Source organism: Pseudarthrobacter sp. R1 (assembly GCF_024494415.1).
Taxonomy (GTDB): domain Bacteria; phylum Actinomycetota; class Actinomycetes; order Actinomycetales; family Micrococcaceae; genus Arthrobacter.
Window position 1 is genome coordinate 339,338 of record NZ_JAMKFI010000008.1, and the last position, 18,917, is coordinate 358,254.

An 18,917-nucleotide genomic window follows, 5' to 3' on the forward strand; every position below is an offset into this window, starting at 1 on the left:
TCCGGAAACGGACGGTTCGCAGACTGCAGCCGGGGGTGATCTTCTTTTGAAGTTCGGCAGATTACCCGAGCGGCCAAAGGGGGCTGACTGTAAATCAGCTGGCAACGCCTACGGGGGTTCGAATCCCTCATCTGCCACAGTCCCGGATTTCCGGGAATTTAGACCCGTTCGGATCTCTTCGGAGGTCCGGGCGGGTCTTTCTTATTGACCTGTGAGCTCAGTTGTGAGTTCACTCGCACGCGCAGGCAGCATAGATGCTGCACCCTCCACCTCGTTCCTGGCTGCATCAATGGGAACTACCGGCTCAAGGTGGACGGCGAATGGCGAATTCCTACATTGTTGCCACCTACACCACCGGAACGCTCAACTGGGTGCAGGTGTCGTTCTTTGAAAGATGCGCCGCTTTGAGTGATACCTCTCCAGCGTCCCTGGCAGCGGCAACGTGCTCGCGCCAAGCGGAACCGGCAACAGCGACTGCATGGTTTCCGCCGATGCCATCCACCCCTCGGTGGAAGGCCATGGTCACCTCGCTGTGCCAGTGGCCGGTTAAATTACCGCACCCTGTCAGCGCAGGGCTCCATAAGGCCGGTTACGTTACCGAAGACAAGTAGCTTCGGCGGACACATATATCTGCACGGATGCAGGTCGAGCCTGCGAGAATGCAACTTGCCGATGCTGGTATCAGCCAATAACTTTGTCGAGGCGACTCCGCATTCCCCCAAGTGCGGAGGAATCATAGAAGGGCTCAGCATCATCCCCCTGGTGCTGGGCCCTTCGCCTCTTCGGAGGGTCCCGAACTCGCGGAAAACTACCGCAAACCGCCGTCGACATCGCTGTGGGGGCGGGCGTAGGCTGGCAGCATCGGCGCACGTGCCCGATGCCCTGCGTCGATAAACCAATCGATGAAGGAGGACGAATGAGTGCCGTACGCGAGTTTATGACTACGGACGCGCAGTGTATTAAGGAAAGCCAGTCCCTGGCAGATGCCGCCCGGATGATGATGGATCTGGACTGCGGATCGTTGCCGATCTGCGGTGACGACGGCAAGCTGAAGGGCATGATCACCGACCGCGACATCGTGCTCAAGTGCGTAGCGGCCGGACGTGATCCGCGGGAGATGATGGCCCGCGACCTCGCCTCGGGCAGGCCCCACTGGGTGGACGCCGACGCGAACGTTGATGCCGCCATCGAAATGATGGAAAGGTACCAGGTCCGGCGGCTCCCGGTCATCGCCGACCACAAGTTGGTGGGAATCATCAGCCAGGGAGACATCGCCCGCAACTACTCCGAACAGCGTGTTGGTGAGCTCGTGGAGCATATTTCGGAACGCAAACCGATGAACGCATAGCCGGGATTGGCCGTTAGGGCTTGTCCCCGCAATCAACGCCACGGAGTCCTCTCCGTGGCGTTCCTTATTGCCCGCCCATAGCATTGTCCGCAGCTCCCGGCCCGGAAGGTTGGGAGCCGCGAACAAGCATGGGAAGCCAGTGGCAAACCGGTTGTGCATCCTCAGTTCAGGGCGATCAGGAGCATCTGGCTGGTCCCGGGAATGCACGTCTGCAGTATGGCCCGGGGGAAACCGCCGAATACTGCGACGACGTCGTTCGTGGTTCCAGGGTTGGGTACCTGGCCCCTGGCAGTTACGGTGTACGTTCCGTAACCCGGGATGCTCACCGTCTCGCCCACCCCGATTCCGGAGAACCGCCCCCAGCCACCGCAAAAATTATGCTCGGTGATAAAGAGCGAATAACCGTCGTTGGGCGTGTAGTGGATGGGCCCGATGCAGGCGTCCAACATGGCTTGGCCGCCGGCTCCCGCCACGTAGATCGTGCGGACTGCGGGAGCGGCCGGAACGACGGCGGGGGCTGCCGCCAGCGGTGGAGCCGGAGCGGCAGCGGGCGCGGCAGCCGGCGCGGGAGCACCGGCCTGGACTGGTGCCGCCACGGGCACGGCAACGGCCGGACCCGTCAGGACCAATGTTTGGCCCGGGACGATGATGCTGAAGGGGCTTAGGCCGTTGGCGGCAAGCATTGCGTTCATGTCCACGCCGAACCTGGCGGCGATGGCACCTACGGTATCCCCGGGGACCACCGTGTGCAGGTTGGGGTCCGCGGCAGGTGCTGCAGGTACCGGCTCAGGGGCGGGTGCAGGTTCGGCAGGCGGCGCCGGAGCTGCCTCCGGCGGATTTTCCGCCGCAGGCGGCGCAGCTGGGGGTACAACCGCTGCGGGTACGTCCGCCGGCGCTGCCGCCTGCTCCTGAACTTCGCCGGTGGAGGCGCCGGAAGACTCGGTGCCGGACCCGGCCTGGGCCTTGGCTTCAACTCCGGCCGGACCTTCGGGGGCCGCCTCCGCAACGGGAGCGCCCGCCGTCGTATCCTGCAGAACGATGGGGACTGGTGCAGCCAGGGCTCCGACACCCAAGGCGGCCACCACGGCTGCCGTGGCCATCCCGGCCCATAGCTTGTTGCTGACGGTGCGGCGGCCCACCGTCAGGTCGGTGCGGGGGACATCGGTGGTGAAAGTGCGGCTTGGTGGATCTGAGGCGTTGAGGTTCATCTCGTTCATGGGTAGCCCATCGAGGTTCGGTCCAGCCGGGGCAGGTGCAGATGCACGACGCGAAGACGGGACGGATCGAGGTGTGATGCGCTGGCGGCCCGGCGTCAAGCCGGCCGATCACGGCGCATAATGGAGGCGTCCGTACACCCAGAAAATACGGAAGCTCCGCGAGGAGGCGCTGCCACCGGAAGCCACCCGGTGAACAGGCCAAAACTTGTTGGGTCCTAGGAATCCCGAGTCTAGGAACCGTGCACAGGTCACGGCACCAGTAGGGGTTACCCGAATATTCAGGCGCGGTACTTGGGACGTCCCGGATTAATACTCAAAACCGCAACGGCCGGATACCTGCTGCAGCCAGGCCGGGACTAGCGGCTGTGCCGGTCCTTCAGCTCCGCAATCTCGCGGCGTAGCAAAGCCATCTCCGCTGCAAGTTCTGCCACCCCGGCCCGGACCGGTTCCTCGGCATCCGACACCGCTTCGGCTGTGTCCTCCACACGCTGCACCAGCCAGGATGCGATGGAGGCTGTAACTACGCCCAGGACGGCGATTCCGCTCATCATCAGGGCCGCGGCGACCATCCGGCCGATGGGCGTCACCGGGTACATGTCCCCATAGCCAACAGTGGTGATGGTGGTCATGGCCCACCACAGCGCATCACCGAAGGTGACGATCTTTGCGTCCGGAGCGGACTGCTCCACATCGAGGACGGCAAGGGCCCCGACAAATACCAGCATCGCGGCCGACCCTGCCACGTACGTCACCACACGTCCCCGGAGCGTGTCACCCAGCGTCCGGTGCAGCACCGACAGCAGCGTCACCAGCCGGAGCAGGCGGAGCGGCCGAAAGAACGGCAGGGCCACAATGAGCAGTTCATGGAGGTTCCGGACGAACCAGCCGCTCCGGTCATCGGCCAGCCAAAGGTTGACGACATAGTCCACGGCAAAAACGCCCCACGTAGCCCACATCACGGCTTCAAGCCACAACGCGCCGCTGCCTTCAATGCGGCCGATCACTTGCCATGCATACGCTGCCAGGAAGATGAGCGCAGTCATCGTGAGCGGCCAGTCCGCCAGGTCCCGGTAGCGTTGTTGGGTCATGCAGGAAATCCTACGCGGACCGTCTCCGGTGGCCCTCGGATGCCCCGCTATGTTACCCGCAGGTAACATAGGTTCATGCACCTGCTTCTACGAACCCTCCTGCTGCTGTTCACGTCATCCCGCCGCACGCCGTTGACCGTCTGGGATGGGTCCGCGCTGCCGCTGCGGGTGCTGCCCACGGACATCGACATCGCCATGCACGTCAACAACGGCATGTACCTATCCCTGATGGACCTGGGCCGGTTCGACCTGATGGTTCGCAGCGGCGTATGGAAGCGGATGCGACGCCGGGGCTGGGGTCCGGTGGTGGCCGCAGAAACCATCGCCTTCAGGAAATCCCTCCAGTTATGGCAGCAATACACCATCGAAACCCGCATCATCGGCCTGGACGCCAAGGCCATCTACTTCGAGCAGCGCATGGTGGCCGACGGCGAAATCTACGCCCGCGCCTACATCGCCACCCGCCTGGTCCACAACGGCCGGCCCGTCAGCCAGGAGGAGATACTGCGGGAGTTCGGCCAGCCGCCGGCGGACCTGGTGCTCCCTGACTGGGTCCACGAGTGGCGGGCGTCCAGCGCGCTGCCGGGGAGCCGGACGCCTGCGCCGCACGTGTGGAGCTAGCCCGTCCCGCCTAGTGCCGGCGTGGTGATCTGTGAGCGGGCAGCTTATTCCCGATGACGCGTGCAGCGAACAAACGGCCCCCAGCCGCGACAAGCACGGGCCGTCCCGCGTACCGTTGACACATGGCTACCGTTGACATCACAGGTGAACAGTTCGCATCGACCATCGAGGGCAACGACATTGTCCTGGTGGATTTCTGGGCAGAATGGTGCGGCCCCTGCAAGCAGTTCGGACCCACGTACTCGGCCGTTTCGGAGAAGCACCCGGATGTCCTCTTCACCAAGGTGGACACAGAGGCTGAGCAGCAGCTCGCCGCCGAGGCAGGCATCTCCTCCATTCCCACGCTGATGGCTTTCCGCGAAAAGGTGCTGGTGTTCTCACAGCCCGGCGCGCTGAACTCCCAGCAGCTCGAACAGGTGGTTGACGCTGTGAAGGCCCTTGACATGGACGAAGTCCACGCCCACGTGGCACGCCAGCGGGAGGAAGCTGACGCTGCAGCCAGCAAGTCAGCAGGGCCTCAGGACGGCTCCCAGATCCCGGATCTCTAAACCCTTTTAGACTGCAACGCGGGCCCACGCCCGCGCGGTTTCCTGGCCGAGCTTGCGAGGCGTGGAAGCGGGACGCGAGGTCACTTGTCGCCCATAAACATCGGTTCTTTGCGCGAAAAGTGACCCCGCGTTCCTTTTGAAACGGGGTTTACAGGCGTTCGAGCTTGACCGGCTCGGCCAGGAGAGCGCTCAGGGATTCGTTCAGGTCCTGTACCGCGATGCCGTTGGAGTGCTTGGCCAGGTCCTCCTCCGACGCCCACTGCTCGGTGAGGACGAGTTTTTCCTCCGTGGCTTCGGTGAGCTCGTAGCGGATGCAGCCGGGTTCGTTCACCACCTCGTTGATGGCTATTTCGAGGGCCAGCTTTACGCGGTAAAACTCTCCGTCGTTGGGGATGAACGTTGCCTGCAGGTCAATGGGTGAACTCATGGATTTCACAATACCGGCCGCCGCCTGCCGGTCCATTCCTGTTGACGCTGGCCGCGGGACTGTTGCGCTTCTTATGTGCTTCTATTGCCCGGGTCCTGTTGGTAGCGTGCCATCATGCGTGCTTACACAGCCGGGAACACTGACGTTCCACTACTCGAAGAGACCATCGGCGGGAACTTCGAGCGCATGGTGGCGAGGTTCCCGTTCCATGACGCCCTGATCGAGGCGGCCCCGGTGCCGGGCGCCGACGCGCGGCGCTGGAGCTACACCAAGATGAACGACGACGTCGACCGGCTGGCGCGTGCGCTCCTCGCCCTGGGCGTAGAAAAGGGTGACCGGGTGGGGATCTGGAGCCCCAACTGCGCCGAGTGGACGCTGCTGCAGTACGCCACCGCAAAGGCCGGGGCCATCCTTGTCAACGTCAATCCCGCCTACCGCAGCCACGAGCTGGAGTTCGTGGTGAAGCAGAACGGCATGCGCATACTGGTCACGGCGCCCTCGGACCGGAACAGCGATTACGTGGGCATGGCACGGCATGCGCTCGCAGAGTGCCCGGACCTGCGTCAATTGGTGTTCCTTCCCGCCCCCGGCGGGGAGGGGCCCGACGGCGGGGTCCCGCTAAGTGACGCAGAGCTGACCTACGCTGAGCTGCTGAGGCGGGCGGACGACGTCGGACATTCCGGGCTGCGGGCCCGCATGGCTGAACTGAGCCCCCACGATCCCATCAACCTGCAGTACACCTCAGGGACCACGGGTTTTCCCAAAGGCGCCACGCTGACCCACCACAACATCCTCAACAACGGCTACTCGATAGGGGAACTGCTCGGCTATACCGAGCAGGACAGGGTGGTGATCCCGGTGCCTTTCTACCACTGCTTCGGCATGGTGATCGGCAACCTGAACGCGCTCAGCCACGGGGCGGCCACCATCATTCCGGCCCGTGGCTTCAACCCCGCCGCCGCGCTGGAAGCAGTGCAGGACTTCGGCGGGACGTCCCTGTACGGCGTGCCCACCATGTTCATCGCCGAACTTGCACTGCCCGACTTTGCCTCCTACGACCTGTCCACCCTCCGTACCGGGGTGATGGCCGGATCGTTGTGCCCTATTGAGGTGATGAACCGCGTGATCTCCGAGATGAACATGGTGGACGTGGCCATCTGCTACGGCATGACCGAAACGTCGCCGGTGTCCACCATGACGCGGAAGGGCGACAGCCTGCAGCACAGGACGGAAACTGTGGGCCGGACCATGCCGCACCTGGAGAGCAAGATCGTGGACCCGGGGACCGGGGAAGTCCTGGAGCGCGGGCAGATCGGGGAGCTGTGCACCCGCGGCTATGCGGTGATGGCAGGGTACTGGAACCAGCCGGAGAAGACCGCCGAAACGATTGACGGTGACGGCTGGATGCACACCGGCGACCTCGCCCGGATGGACGACGACGGCTACGTGGTGGTCGAGGGCCGCATCAAGGACATGGTGATCAGGGGCGGCGAAAACATCTATCCGCGCGAAATCGAGGAGTTCCTTTACACCCACCCGTCCATCCAGGACGTGCAGGTCATCGGGGTGCCCGATGGCAAGTACGGGGAGGAACTGATGGCCTGCATCATCCTCAAGCCCGGCGCGGAGCCGCTGGACGCGGACGCAGTCTCGGAATTCTGCCGGGGCAAGCTGGCCCATCACAAAATTCCGCGCTACGTGGACGTCCGGGACAGTTTTCCCATGACTGTTTCGGGGAAGGTCCGAAAGGTGGAGATGCGGGAAGAAGCCGTGGCCCGGCTGGGGCTCTGACTGCGGCGCGGCTGGAACTAGTGCCGGCGGTGGTCCTGGATGGTCATCCGGGGGCCAAAGGTGGGCTTGCGGAAGCCGCTGCTCTGGATCATCCGCACCACGCGCTGGCGGTGCCCTTCCCAGGGAGCAAGCAGGCGGAGCATGCCGGCGTCGTCCGTCCGGCGGCCCGTGAGTGCTGCCCCTACATAGGCAGCCAGGTGATAGTCACCCACGGAGATGGAGTCCGGGCAGCCATGGGTGCGCTGCACCACCTCCGCCGCCGTCCAGATGCCGATTCCCGGGATGGTCTGCATCTTGGCTGCCGCCTCCAGCGCCGGCAAGGCTGCCAGCCGTTCAAGCGCGACGGCGGACCGCAGCGCCCGCATGACCGTCGCCGAGCGCTGCGGCCCCACCCCCGCCTTGTGCCACTCCCAGCTGGGGACCTGCAGCCACTGTGCGGCCGTGGGCGCCAGCACCAGGCCGGGCGGCGTGGAAGTGCCGGCCGGCGGGGCCGGTGTTCCGTACCGGTGCACCAGGTACCGGTAGGCCCGCCGCGCTTCGATAACCGTCACCTTCTGCTCCAGGATGATGGGCACGAGCTGGTCAATTATGCGCCCGGTGGACGGAAGCCGCAGGGCCAGGCTCCGGCGTCGTGCCTCCCGGACCATGCGGGGGAGGGTGGCGTGGAACGCTGGCTCATCAAAGGCCCGCCAATCGTCGCCCGCCCCCAGGAGCCGCGGGATCGACTCGACGGCAGCGGCGGCGCCGGGGCCCCAGGCCTGGGCGTCGACGCGGTGCTCCAGCTCCGTGCCGCCGGCCGGGCTGAGCCGCACAGTGGCAGGGCCCTCTTCGGTGGTGAAGGCATGCCAGATGACACTTCCCTGGGCGCTGAAGGATGGATCGCTGGTGCCGCGCAGGAGCGGGCCGAGGGTCCGGGCCAGGTCATAGGGGCCGTCCGGATACCACCGGAGCGAGGCGTCCGCGGCGGCCGCCAGCCGCGCGGGTGCCTCTGCGATCGTCATGCACCAATCGTCCCACGGCGGGCTGACAACGTGCCGCCCTGCCGGTTCGTCCGCGGCCCTTAACGGGCAGCGGACAGAGGACTAGACTCCACCGTGTGGTGCGGAAACACTGCACCGAAAGCTCGAAAGACCAGGAGGAAACAATGGGTGGAGTAGTGCATTTCGAAATTCCCGCGGACGACCAGGAGCGGGCCAGGAGCTTCTACAAGGAGGCCCTCGGCTGGCGGATCGATCCCGTCCCGGGCATGGACTACAATATGGTGATCACCACGCCCATGGACGAGTCCACGGGACAACCCACGGAAGCGGGCGCAATCAACGGCGGCATGATGGCCCGGGAGGCAGAGCTGACGAATCCCGTCCTCACCGTGGACGTTGAGGACATCGAGGCAACGCTGAAGACAGTGGAGTCTTTGGGCGGCGCCGTGGTTAAGCCGAAGGAAACCATTCCCGGGATGGGCTCCTTCGCATATTTCAAGGACACCGAAGGCAACGTCATGGGCCTTTGGGAGAACCTTCCCGCTGACGAGCAGGCGCAGGCCGCCGGGTAGCGGCAGGCACGTGCGAAGGCGGTAGCTTTGTACTCATGAAGTACGCCCAGTCCGTCCTGGACCTCATCGGCAATACCCCGCTTATCAAGCTCAACCATGTGACGGAGGGCGTCAAAGCCACAGTCCTGGTCAAACTGGAGTACCTGAACCCGGGGGGATCCATCAAGGACCGCATCGCGGCGAAGATGGTGGAGGACGCCGAGCGGGACGGCAAGCTGCAGCCCGGCGGCACGATCGTTGAGCCCACGTCCGGGAACACGGGTGTGGGCTTGGCGCTGGTGGCCCAGCAAAAGGGCTACAAGTGCATCTTTGTGGTGCCGGACAAGGTGGGCGAGGACAAGCGCGCCGTGCTGCAGGCCTATGGCGCAGAAGTGGTGGTGACCCCCACCGCCGTCCCGCCGGACAGCCCGCAAAGCTACTACGGTGTTTCTGATCGGATCGTCCGCGAGACGCCCGGCGCGTACAAGCCGGACCAGTTCTCCAACCCCGCCGCACCCGGCAGCCACTACCTGACCACCGGCCCCGAGATCTGGCGCGACACCGACGGCAAAGTCACCCACTGCGTCATCGGCGCTGGTACCGGCGGCACCATCACCGGTACCGGCAGGTACCTCAAGGAAGTTTCGGCGGGCCGGCCGGCGTCCGACGGCGGGACGGTCCGGATCATCGGCGCCGACCCCGAAGGTTCGGTCTACTCAGGCGGCACCGGGCGCCCCTACTTCGTGGAGGGCGTGGGCGAGGACATGTGGCCCGCCAACTACGACAAGTCGGTCCCGGACCAAGTGATCGCCGTCAGCGACGCTGACTCCTTTGCCATGACCCGGCGCCTGGCCCGTGAAGAGGGCCTGCTGGTGGGCGGATCCTCGGGCATGGCTGTGGTGGCTGCGCTGCAGGCGGCGCGGGACTTGCCGGAAAGCGCCGTCGTCGTCGTGATCCTGCCTGACTCCGGCCGCGGCTACCTGGCCAAAATCTTCAACGACCAGTGGATGCGGTCCTACGGCTTCCTCTCCGGCGGCGAGGAGACCTCCGTGGGCGAGGTCATCAGCTCCAAGAACGGCGAACTACCGGACCTGGTGCACATCCACCCCAACGAGTCGGTCCGCGATGTCATCAACATCATGAACGAGTTCGGCGTCAGCCACATCCCGGTCCTGTCCCAGGAGCCTCCGGTGGTGATGGGCGAGGTGCTGGGCGCGGTGGATGAGCGCACCCTCACCGCCAAGCTGTTCCGCGGCGAAGCCAAGCTCACGGATAAGATCTCCGAGCACATGGGTCCGAAGCTGCCGGTGATCGGTTCGCTGGAAACCATCTCGGCCGCCAGGGAGCTGCTCTCGGACGTGGACACCGTGATGGTCACCTTTGTGGGCGCTCCCGTGGGCATCCTCACCCGCCACGACCTCCTGGCCTACCTCAGCAACTGAACTGCAACACCGCCGATAAAGGAGCATCATGTCCGTATCGAAGAACCAGGGCTTCAACACCCGGGCCGTCCACGCCGGCCAGGCTTTCGAGCCCCGCACCGGGGCAGTGGTGCCGCCACTGCATTTCAGCTCCACCTACGCCCAGGACGGCATCGGCGGGCTCCGGGACGGCTATGAGTACGGCCGCGGCGGCAACCCCACGCGTGACGCGCTGCAGGAACAGTTGGCCGCGCTGGAAGGCGGCACGCACGCCTACAGCTTCAGTTCCGGCCTGGCAGCCGAGGACTCCCTCATCCGTGCCCTCACCCGCCCCGGGGACCACATCGTGCTGGGCAACGACGCCTACGGCGGCACCTACCGGCTGATCAGCCGGGTCCTCGGCGGCTGGGGGATCGGCAACACTCCAGTGGACATGGCAAATCTCGACGCCGTTCGGGCGGCGGTTGCCGCCAACAAGACGCGCTTCGTCTGGGTTGAGACCCCGTCCAACCCGCTGATGAAAATCACTGACATCGAGGCCCTTGCCGCGGTTGCCCACGACGCCGGCGCCCTCCTGGTAGTGGACAACACCTTCGCGTCCCCGTACCTCCAGACCCCGCTGGCCCTCGGCGCCGACATCGTGGTGCACTCCACCACCAAGTACATCGGCGGGCACTCGGACGTGGTGGGCGGCGCCGTGGTGGTCAAGGACGCTGAGCTGGCCGAAAAGATCGCGTTTGTGCAGTTCGCCGTGGGCGCCGTTTCGGGTCCCATGGACGCCTTCCTCACCACCCGCGGCCTCAAGACCCTGGGCGTCCGTATGGACCGGCACAGCCTCAACGGCCAGGCCGTGGCGGAGTGGCTGCTGGAACGCCCCGAAGTGGAGGCTGTCCTCTACCCGGGGTTGCCGACCCACCCCGGCCACGAGCTCGCCAGGAAGCAGATGCGGAGCTTCGGCGGCATGGTGTCCGTCCAGTTCAAGGGCGGCGAGGCGGCGGCCCGGAAGGTGGCCGAATCAACCTCGGTGTTCACCCTGGCGGAGTCGCTGGGCGGCATTGAGTCGCTCATGAACTACCCGTCAGAGATGACCCATGCCTCGGTCAAGGGCACCGAACTGGCAGTTCCGGTGAACCTGCTCCGCCTGTCGTGCGGTATCGAGGACGTCGAGGACCTGGTGGCGGACCTGGACCAGGCCTTCTCCTCCATTCCGTAAAGCGGCGGAAGCCGTACTGACGCCGTCGCCATCTGGGCGAGAAACACCTTCCGGCCCCTCTGAGCAGGCACATGGACGTGATCCACTCCGGCTGCGGGCAGCGCACCGGCTTGCGGCCTAGCCCGGCCGCAGCGGAGCGGCCAGTACGCTGGTCCCATGGAAACCCTTGCCGAAGGCCCTGTCCGTAACGTAGCGCTGATCACCGGCGCGGGCCGGCTTGCCTCCATCGGCGCCGGCATCGCCCGCCAGCTTGCCGCCGAAGGCTGGGACCTGGTGCTGGCCTACTGGCAGGACTACGACGCCCGGATGCCGTGGGGGAGCGAGCCGGACGACGTCGTCCGTTTGACCGCCGAGCTGGAGGCGATCGGCGCCCGCGTCCACTCCCTGCCTGCAGACCTGGAGGACCCCGGCACAGCCGACCGCCTGCTGGCTGAAGCGGTGCGGCTGGCCGGTCCGCTGAAGGGCATGGTGCTGAGCCATGCCGAATCGGTGGACTCGGGCGTCCTGGACACAACCCTGGAATCGTTCGAACGGCACTTCGCCGTGAACACACGGGCCAGTTGGCAGCTGATCGCCGCCTTCGCGCGGCAGGCAACGGCCGACGGCGCCGCGATCGTTGCGCTGACCAGTGACCACACGGCATTCAACCTGCCCTACGGCGCCTCGAAGGGCGCGCTGGACAGGATCGTCATCGCCGCTGCCCGCGAGCTGGGGCCGCAGGGCATCTCGGCCAACGTCCTCAACCCGGGGCCGGTGGACACAGGGTGGATGGATGATGAAGTGCGGGAGGCCCTTACCGAACGGCAGCCCACCGGCCGCCTGGGCACCCCTGCCGACGTCGCCGGTACCGCGGCGTTCCTGCTCTCGCCCGCCGGCCGCTGGGTTTCCGGCCAGCTCATCAAATCCGACGGCGGCTTCTCGGTGTGGTAGTCGGCGCTACTTGTTGGGGGAGGGGGTGCTGCTCTTGCTGGTGGCGGTTGTTTTGCCGGTGAAGTAACCGCGGGTTGCGGGCAGGAACCGGCACACGACGGCGAGCACCACTCCAAGTGCCAGCAGCACCACACCGCTGATGAACGCCCCGCCGACGCCAAAGATCTGGGTGTCGCCATAGGCCGGGTCCCACATCTGCACGGCCGAGATAAAGAAAGCAGCGGTTAGGAGCAGCGCGCCCACCAGCGGCAGGATGCCGCGGAACCAGAGGTCACGGGCCGACTGCCGCAAGGTATCCCGGAAGTACCAGAAGCAGGCGAAGCCGGTGAGGGCATAGTAGAAGGCGATGAAGAGGCTGATGGCGCTAATGGAGTCGGACAGCAGGTTTTCGCTGAGGAAGCTCATGGCAACGTAGTAGGCAATCGCTGCCGCGCCCATCACCTGGGTGGAGAAACCGGGGGTTTGGTTCTTCGGGTGCACCTCGCCGAACTTGGCCGGCAGGGCGCCGTGTACTCCCATGGACAGGGTGCCGCGGGCGGTTGGCAGGATGGTGGTCTGGGTGGAGGAGAGCACCGAAGCAAGGACTGCGACGACGATCAGCCAGCCCCAGGGGCCGAGCACCACGTCCTTCATGGCCAGGAAGACGTCGTCCTGGTTGGCCTCGTTGCCCAGCCCGATGCCTTCTGTGCCCACAGTTGCGTACATCATCACCAGGAGCGCCACCGAGACGTAGATGGCCACCAGGATGAAGGCGGAGATCACTGCACCGCGGCCGGGGGTGGTGGACGGGTTTTCGGTTTCCTCGTTGACCGCCAGGCAGGTGTCCCAGCCCCAGTAGATAAAGAGCGCAAGCAGCGCACCATGGACCACCGCGCCGGGATCGGCGAAGGCCCCGGCGGGGTTGAACCAGTCAAAATCGAAAGGTTGCCCCTCCGGCGCGCCGCTGACAATTCGAATCACGATGGCCAGCGCAAAGATGCCCAGCGCTATGTACTGCACGTAGGTCAGTACCCGCTGGACGTGTTCGCCCAACCGGATGCCCCGGTAGTTCACCAGCGTCATCACGGCGATGAACAGCACACCTGTGGCGGTAACAATCACCTTGTTTTCTGCCAGTGAGCCGTCGCCCACCAAAAGCCACAGGTACTGGCCCGCCACCTGGGCGAGATTGGCCAGGACCACGATGCCGGCGAGCGCAACACCCCAGCCGCCCAGCCAGCCGGCCCACGGGCCGAATGCCCGCCGGGACCACGTGAAGGTTGTGCCGCAGTCCGGGATGGCGCTGTTGAGTTCGCGGAAGGCAAAGGCGATGAACAGCACGGGGATAAAACCGAGCAGCAGGATCAGGGGCGTGTAGTTGCCGTTGACCGCAACGATAAGGCCCAGTGTGGCGGCCAGCGAATACACCGGCGCCGTCGAAGCAAGGCCCAACATGACCGAGTCGCCGAGGTCCAGGATGCCGGCGCGGAGCCCCTTGGGCGGAACGGAGGTGCCGGGCCCGCTGCCCGGTCCTCCCGCCGTCGTGGTTTCCGTGCTCATAGTGTCACCGGGCTCATAGTGCGATACCTGCTTTGCTGGAGTGGGCCGCGGCCGAGAGCGGGGCCGGAGCGTCAATGGTGTTGGGCACGAACCTGCAGAAGTAGTCCGTGATGGGGCCGTCCGATTCGCGGATCCCGCAGCCCACGGACTCACCGTCCACAACCCACAGGCCAAGGACGGGATGGTTGCCGTCGAAATCCGGCAGCGGCTGGTACTGCTGGTAGCACCAGCCTTCACGGCCGTATCCGCCGGGTTGTTCCAGGCTGATGCCCTGGGCGTGGATCTTGATGTTGTCGCCTTCGCGGCCGTGCAGGGGTTTGGCCACCCATTCCTTAAGCGGCCCCGGTTCGTTCAGGTACGCCGGCAACAGGTTGGGATACCCAGGGAACAGGTGCCACAGGGCCGCGAGGAGCGCCTTGTTGGAAAGCAGCATCTTCCAGGCGGGTTCAACCCAGCGGGGATTGTGGGCGCGTTCCAGCAGCCGGGGCCCGAACGGTTCCTTCATCATCAGCTCCCACGGGTACAGCTTGAACATGGTGCTGATCATGAAGTTGTCCAGGTCCACAAAGCGGTTCAGGTTGGGGTCCCAGCCGATATCGGACATATTGATGCCGATGGTGGTCCATCCCGCCTGGCTGGCGACGTCCCGCATGTAGGCCGCGGTCATCCAGTCCTCGCCGGACTCCTCGACCTCGGAGTGCGCCACGTGCAGGGTGCTCATGCCGGTGCGGAACTGCATCTTTTTCCATTGCCGGATCAGCGCTTCATGGATGCCGTTCCATTGGTCCTTCTCCGGAAAGACGTCCTGCAGCCAGAACCACTGGGCCACGGCGGCCTCGATCAGGCCGGTGGGGGTGTCCGCGTTGTACTCGAGCATTTTGGCGGGGCCGCCCTGCCCGTCGTAGATGAAGTCGAACCGGCCGTAAACATCGAGATCGCCTGCCTGCAATGAATCCGCAGCCAGCTCGAGGGCCTGCGGGCCGACGCCAATGTCCCCCATGGCACCGGTGGCCAGGAATCGGGCGGCCTCCAGGCACATCTTGTGCATATCCTCGGCCGTTGCCTCGAGGGTCTCCACCTCGTCCAGGGTGAACTCGTAGTAGGCGGCCTCGTTCCAGTATTCGATCCTGCGGCCGTCCGGCATGGTGGTGGTGGAGAATACCAGGCCCTGTTCTTCAATCTTCTGCTTCCACCCGGGCCTGGGTTCAGACAACAACCGCTTCACGCCTAACCCCCCGAAACCTTGCCGCCGCCACCACTGGTGCCGCTTTTTGCACTGGTGCCGAAGCCGCCCCGGCTGACGGTGCCGCCCTTGGTGCTGTAACCGGTGGACGCTTTGGCGCCGCTGGGGACCGTCCGCGTGTAGTTGGGGGCGGTGGATCGGTTCTGTCCCACTGCCGGGACAAAGGCGCCGCGCGAGAAGAAGTACCAGGCGTAGATACCGCCGCCACGGCCGGCGGAGCTGTTGCAGTTGGTATCCTCGACGCGCTCACCGGTGTCGTCGTTGAAGCACACTTGCGCGTATTCCGGCTCGTCCTGGTTGCTGGCCACAACTGCTGTGATGGTGCCGGCCAGCAGGGCGGTCACCCCCAGGCCCACCACTACGGTGCGGCGCTGGGAGCGCTTTTTCCGTGCCGCACCCTCGGCCTGCTGCTTCTCCCGGTCGCGGGCAAAGGGGTCCACCGGTGTGACTGGTTCGTTCAGGAGTTCGGGGCGCAGTTCCGGTTTGGGTACTTGCCACGGGGGAGGCTTGGGGGCGTCCGGCGCCGGGGTGCCCTCCGGTGCAGCACCGGAGCCGTCCGCCGCGCCGGCCTGCTGGCCGTCGCGCCTGGCTGGATCGTGCTCCGGGTCCTTGTTCGGGTCCACGGCGTCCCCCTCAGTTGTCCACGTGAATTGGGCACAGCGCTGCACCCCCAATTGCAATCCTTAAGTCAGCGTAGTCCCTGCGGCCTGCTGCTGCGAGCAGGAAAGCCGGGAGAACTCCCCATGGCGGGGTAACCGCCTCGGGGAGCGCCGGAAACCTACACTGGTCCCATGGAAACCGCTTCTGTGCTTGCCGTCTGCCGCGTACACCAGCTCGTTCCGGACGCCTCCAGCGTGGGTGTGACTGCCATTGACAAGCGTGCGGTGGAAGGGCCGGTGAAGGTGCACAAGCTGGGCCTGCAGGGCGACATCCAGGCGAACCGGGTCCACCACGGCGGGCCGGACCAGGCCATCTACGCCTACTCCCAGGCGGACGCCGACTTTTGGGCCGGTGAACTCCAACGCGACCTGCCGCCGGGAATTTTCGGCGAGAACCTGCGCGTGGCCGGGCTCGACGCCACGGGGGCGGTGATCGGCGAACGCTGGAAAATCGGCCTCGACGTGGAAGTGGAGGTTACGTCCCCGCGCACACCCTGCGCCACCTTCCAGCGCCGCCTCGGTGAGCCGCAGTTCGTCAAGCGCTTCACCGGCGAGGGCCGGGTGGGCGCCTACCTCCGGGTGATCCGCGTTGGCACCATCCGGGCAGGGGACCATATCCACCGGACGTACGTTCCCGGGCACGGGGTCACCGTGGGCAAGTGGTTCAGTGAACCTGATTTGGAGTCGATGGAAGCACTCCGTGACGCCGACGCCGACGGCGAGATCCGGCTGCAGCAGCCTGAGTTCAAGCAGAAGTTTGCGGCGCTGGAGCGGCAGTTGGGCCGGTAACAGCCCACCCGGGTGGCTGGGAGGGGAGCCGTGTGGGCAAGCTCACCGCCGCCGTCGTGCTTCCAATTACCGCTGGGGCCGGTGCGTGCCCTACACTAGAAATATCCCCCACTCCGGAAATCCCTTATTCCTGCCCAATTTTTGAGGCAGGACTGGCAAGTGTTGGGGCCCGCACATGCGATGCGGGCATTTTCATAGGGAGAGCCGGCTAAAGAAAACGCTGTACAGACTGCTGGGATAGCAGCCAAGAGATGCAGCGGGAAGTCCTGCCACGGGATTGCGAAAGCGCCGGACTTCTAAGTGACCGGCCGGTCAACGTTTGCCCGGCACCCACGGCACACGTACTGCGGCTCCGCTCACCTCGGGTAGTGCCGCCTGGCCCCCTATGGATGAGGAATATTTCCCTATGCCCGAAAATCAAAACGACGCCACCTTCGAAGCGGCAACCGCCGAAACCGCCGCCGTCGAATTCACCGAGGCCGCTGTCCCCGCAGCAGAGCCCGCCTCCGCCCCCGCCGCTGAAGCTTCCGTCGAAGCGCCGGCCGCCCGGGCAGCAAACGCTGAGCAAGCTCCTGCAGCCAACGCTGAGGAAGAAGAAGGCATCAAGTTCGCCGACCTCGGCATCGACGGCCGCGTGCTCGCCGCCCTGCAGGACGTGGGCTACGAAAAGCCGTCCCCAATCCAGGCAGCAACCATCCCGCTGCTGCTGGAAGGCCGCGACGTTGTTGGCCTCGCCCAGACCGGCACCGGTAAGACTGCAGCATTCGCAGTACCGGCACTGTCCCGCCTGGCCGAACTCCATGACCTCAACGGCCCGTCCCGCAAGACCCAGGCCCTGGTGCTGGCTCCCACCCGCGAGCTCGCGCTCCAGGTGGCGGAGGCCTTCACCTCCTACGCCAAGCACATTGACGACTTCACCGTCCTGCCCGTGTACGGCGGCTCCGCCTACGGCCCGCAGCTCGCAGGCCTGCGCCGCGGTGCCCAGGTTGTTGTGGGTACCCCCGGCCGCGTGATCGACCATATCTCCAAGGGATCCCTGGACCTGTCCGAACTCCAGTACCTGGTGCTGGACGAGGCTGACGAGATGCTGCGCATGGGCTTCGCTGAAGACGTTGAGCAGATCTTCCAGCAGACGCCGTCGGACCGCCAGGTGGCTCTGTTCTCGGCCACCATGCCGAGCCAGATCCGCCGGATGTCCAAGCAGTACCTGAACAACCCGGCCGAGATCTCGGTCAAATCCAAGACCACCACCGGCGCCAATACGCGCCAGCGGTACCTGCAGGTCATGGGCCCGCACAAGCTCGATGCGATGACCCGCATCCTCGAGGTGGAAGAGTTCGACGGCGTTATCGCCTTCGTGCGCACCAAGATGGCTACCGAGGACCTGGCTGACAAGCTGAAGTCCCGCGGTTTCCAGGCTGCCGCCATCAACGGCGACATTCCGCAGCAGCAGCGTGAGCGCACTGTGGACGCGCTGAAGGAAGGCCGCATCGACATTCTCGTTGCTACCGACGTCGCCGCCCGTGGCCTTGACGTGGAGCGCATCAGCCACGTCATCAACTACGACATCCCGCACGACACCGAGTCCTACGTCCACCGCATCGGCCGCACCGGCCGTGCGGGCCGCTCCGGCGACGCCATCCTCTTTATGACGCCGCGGGAGAAGTACCTGCTGCGCTCCATCGAGAAGGCAACCCGCCAGCCGGTGGAGCAGATGCACCTGCCCACCGCGGAAACCGTGAACACGCTCCGCCTGGGCAAGTTCGCAGAGCGCATCACGGAAACCCTCGCGTCCGAGGACGTCGCCGCGTTCCGCGACCTCATCGCCTCCTACGAGGAAGAGCACAACGTACCGGCTTCGGAGATCGCAGCAGCCCTCGCCGTTATGGCGCAGGGCGGCCAGCCGCTGCTGGTTAAGGAACTGCCTGCAGCTCCCGAGTTCCAGAAGCGCGAGCGCTCCAAGGACGGCTTCGGCTCCCGCGGGCCGACCCGCACGCTCACCGAGGGCAATGCCACGTACCGGATCGCCGTGGGACGCCGCCAGCGCGTTATGCCCGGCTCCATCGTGGGCGCCATCGCCAACGAGGGCGGCATCTCCTCGGCCCAGATCGGCGGCATCGACATCCGCTCGGACCACTCCCTCGTGGAGCTGCCGGCGGACCTCAGCCCAGAGCAGCTGCGTGCCCTGTCCCGCACCCGGATCGGCGGTGAGCTGATCCACCTCGAGCTGGACAACGGCCGCAAGCCCTCCGGCGAGCGTGGCGCCTACCAGGGCAACCGCGGCGGCGACCGTGGCGGCAACTTCAAGGGCAACGGCGGGTTCAAGAAGGAGTTCCGGAAGAACGACGGCGAGCGCAGCTCCGCGGACCGCGGCGGCCGCTCGTACAGCGAGCGTTCCTTCAGCGCTGACAGCGGTGCCACCCGCGGCCAGGCCAGCGATTCCCGCTTCGCCGGCCACGGCGACGGCTCCCGCAAGCCCCGCCACGGCAACGAGGGCGGACAGCGCGACTTCAACCGCAAGGGCAAGTGGTAAACCGTCAGTTCGTCTGACA

Annotated in this window: 18 protein-coding genes and 1 tRNA gene; 11 read left to right on the top strand and 8 right to left on the bottom strand. The window is 65.6% G+C overall.

Features of this window, described 5'->3' with window-relative positions:
* The first annotated feature begins 55 nt into the window (after positions 1-55).
* Positions 56-137 (top strand) — tRNA-Tyr (locus M8J71_RS12365).
* A gap of 209 nt (positions 138-346) precedes the next feature.
* Here the strand turns inward: M8J71_RS12365 and M8J71_RS12370 are convergent.
* Positions 347-520, bottom strand: coding sequence for a hypothetical protein (locus tag M8J71_RS12370; protein ID WP_256248196.1), 174 nt, complete (start codon positions 518-520; stop codon positions 347-349).
* A 396-nt stretch (positions 521-916) separates the two neighbouring features.
* Between M8J71_RS12370 and M8J71_RS12375 the strand changes: the two genes are divergently transcribed.
* Positions 917-1,348 (top strand): CBS domain-containing protein, encoded by a 432-nt coding sequence (locus tag M8J71_RS12375; RefSeq protein ID WP_256248197.1) that lies wholly within the window; start codon positions 917-919, stop codon positions 1,346-1,348.
* Positions 1,349-1,509: 161 nt separating this feature from the next.
* Here the strand turns inward: M8J71_RS12375 and M8J71_RS12380 are convergent, their stop codons facing one another.
* The gene (locus M8J71_RS12380; protein WP_256248198.1) at positions 1,510-2,565 is read right to left on the bottom strand and encodes a LysM peptidoglycan-binding domain-containing protein; all 1,056 of its coding nucleotides are present in this window, start codon (positions 2,563-2,565) and stop codon (positions 1,510-1,512) included.
* Between the two features lie 356 nt (positions 2,566-2,921).
* Positions 2,922-3,653: a potassium channel family protein gene (locus M8J71_RS12385; RefSeq protein ID WP_256248199.1), complete on the bottom strand. Its 732-nt coding sequence runs from the start codon at positions 3,651-3,653 to the stop codon at positions 2,922-2,924.
* 75 nt (positions 3,654-3,728) lie between these two features.
* On the opposite strand from M8J71_RS12385, the gene M8J71_RS12390 reads away from it, so the two are divergent.
* Entirely contained in the window at positions 3,729-4,274 is a 546-nt protein-coding gene (locus M8J71_RS12390; RefSeq protein ID WP_256248200.1) for an acyl-CoA thioesterase, read from the top strand.
* A gap of 122 nt (positions 4,275-4,396) precedes the next feature.
* Complete coding sequence (locus M8J71_RS12395) at positions 4,397-4,822, top strand: thioredoxin family protein (RefSeq protein WP_163161753.1); 426 nt, start codon at positions 4,397-4,399, stop codon at positions 4,820-4,822.
* A 148-nt stretch (positions 4,823-4,970) separates the two neighbouring features.
* Here the strand turns inward: M8J71_RS12395 and M8J71_RS12400 are convergent, their stop codons facing one another.
* Positions 4,971-5,249: a putative quinol monooxygenase gene (locus M8J71_RS12400; protein WP_256248201.1), complete on the bottom strand. Its 279-nt coding sequence runs from the start codon at positions 5,247-5,249 to the stop codon at positions 4,971-4,973.
* A gap of 114 nt (positions 5,250-5,363) precedes the next feature.
* Here M8J71_RS12400 and M8J71_RS12405 point away from each other — a divergent pair, with 114 nt between their 5' ends.
* A complete protein-coding gene (locus tag M8J71_RS12405) occupies positions 5,364-7,040 on the top strand; it encodes an AMP-binding protein (protein ID WP_256248202.1) in 1,677 nt (558 codons plus the stop codon).
* 17 nt (positions 7,041-7,057) lie between these two features.
* Here M8J71_RS12405 and M8J71_RS12410 read toward each other — a convergent pair whose 3' ends face one another.
* On the bottom strand, positions 7,058-8,041 hold the full coding sequence (locus tag M8J71_RS12410) for a DNA-3-methyladenine glycosylase family protein (RefSeq protein ID WP_256248203.1): 984 nt from the start codon (positions 8,039-8,041) through the stop codon (positions 7,058-7,060).
* 143 nt (positions 8,042-8,184) lie between these two features.
* On the opposite strand from M8J71_RS12410, the gene M8J71_RS12415 reads away from it, so the two are divergent.
* The 4 genes from M8J71_RS12415 (at position 8,185) to M8J71_RS12430 (ending at position 12,135) form a co-directional block, all read left to right on the top strand.
* On the top strand, positions 8,185-8,592 hold the full coding sequence (locus tag M8J71_RS12415) for a VOC family protein (RefSeq protein ID WP_256248204.1): 408 nt from the start codon (positions 8,185-8,187) through the stop codon (positions 8,590-8,592).
* Between the two features lie 35 nt (positions 8,593-8,627).
* A complete protein-coding gene (locus tag M8J71_RS12420; RefSeq protein ID WP_163161767.1) occupies positions 8,628-10,013 on the top strand; it encodes a cystathionine beta-synthase in 1,386 nt (461 codons plus the stop codon).
* Positions 10,014-10,041: 28 nt separating this feature from the next.
* Positions 10,042-11,205 (top strand): cystathionine gamma-synthase, encoded by a 1,164-nt coding sequence (locus M8J71_RS12425; protein WP_256248205.1) that lies wholly within the window; start codon positions 10,042-10,044, stop codon positions 11,203-11,205.
* Positions 11,206-11,361: 156 nt separating this feature from the next.
* On the top strand, positions 11,362-12,135 hold the full coding sequence (locus M8J71_RS12430; RefSeq protein WP_256248206.1) for an SDR family oxidoreductase: 774 nt from the start codon (positions 11,362-11,364) through the stop codon (positions 12,133-12,135).
* 6 nt (positions 12,136-12,141) lie between these two features.
* Here the strand turns inward: M8J71_RS12430 and M8J71_RS12435 are convergent, their stop codons facing one another.
* The 3 genes from M8J71_RS12435 to M8J71_RS12445 are packed head-to-tail and all read right to left on the bottom strand — an operon-like array spanning position 12,142 to position 15,540.
* Positions 12,142-13,674, bottom strand: a complete 1,533-nt coding sequence (locus tag M8J71_RS12435; RefSeq protein WP_256248207.1) for an APC family permease — start codon at positions 13,672-13,674, stop codon at positions 12,142-12,144.
* 13 nt (positions 13,675-13,687) lie between these two features.
* Entirely contained in the window at positions 13,688-14,899 is a 1,212-nt protein-coding gene (locus M8J71_RS12440) for a glutathionylspermidine synthase family protein (RefSeq protein ID WP_256248208.1), read from the bottom strand.
* A 2-nt stretch (positions 14,900-14,901) separates the two neighbouring features.
* A complete protein-coding gene (locus M8J71_RS12445; RefSeq protein ID WP_256248209.1) occupies positions 14,902-15,540 on the bottom strand; it encodes a Tat pathway signal protein in 639 nt (212 codons plus the stop codon).
* Between the two features lie 168 nt (positions 15,541-15,708).
* Here M8J71_RS12445 and M8J71_RS12450 point away from each other — a divergent pair, with 168 nt between their 5' ends.
* Together M8J71_RS12450 and M8J71_RS12455 are read left to right on the top strand one after the other, a co-directional pair.
* The gene (locus M8J71_RS12450; protein ID WP_256248210.1) at positions 15,709-16,365 is read left to right on the top strand and encodes an MOSC domain-containing protein; all 657 of its coding nucleotides are present in this window, start codon (positions 15,709-15,711) and stop codon (positions 16,363-16,365) included.
* A 406-nt stretch (positions 16,366-16,771) separates the two neighbouring features.
* Entirely contained in the window at positions 16,772-18,898 is a 2,127-nt protein-coding gene (locus M8J71_RS12455; RefSeq protein WP_256248212.1) for a DEAD/DEAH box helicase, read from the top strand.
* The last annotated feature ends 19 nt before the right edge of the window (positions 18,899-18,917 follow it).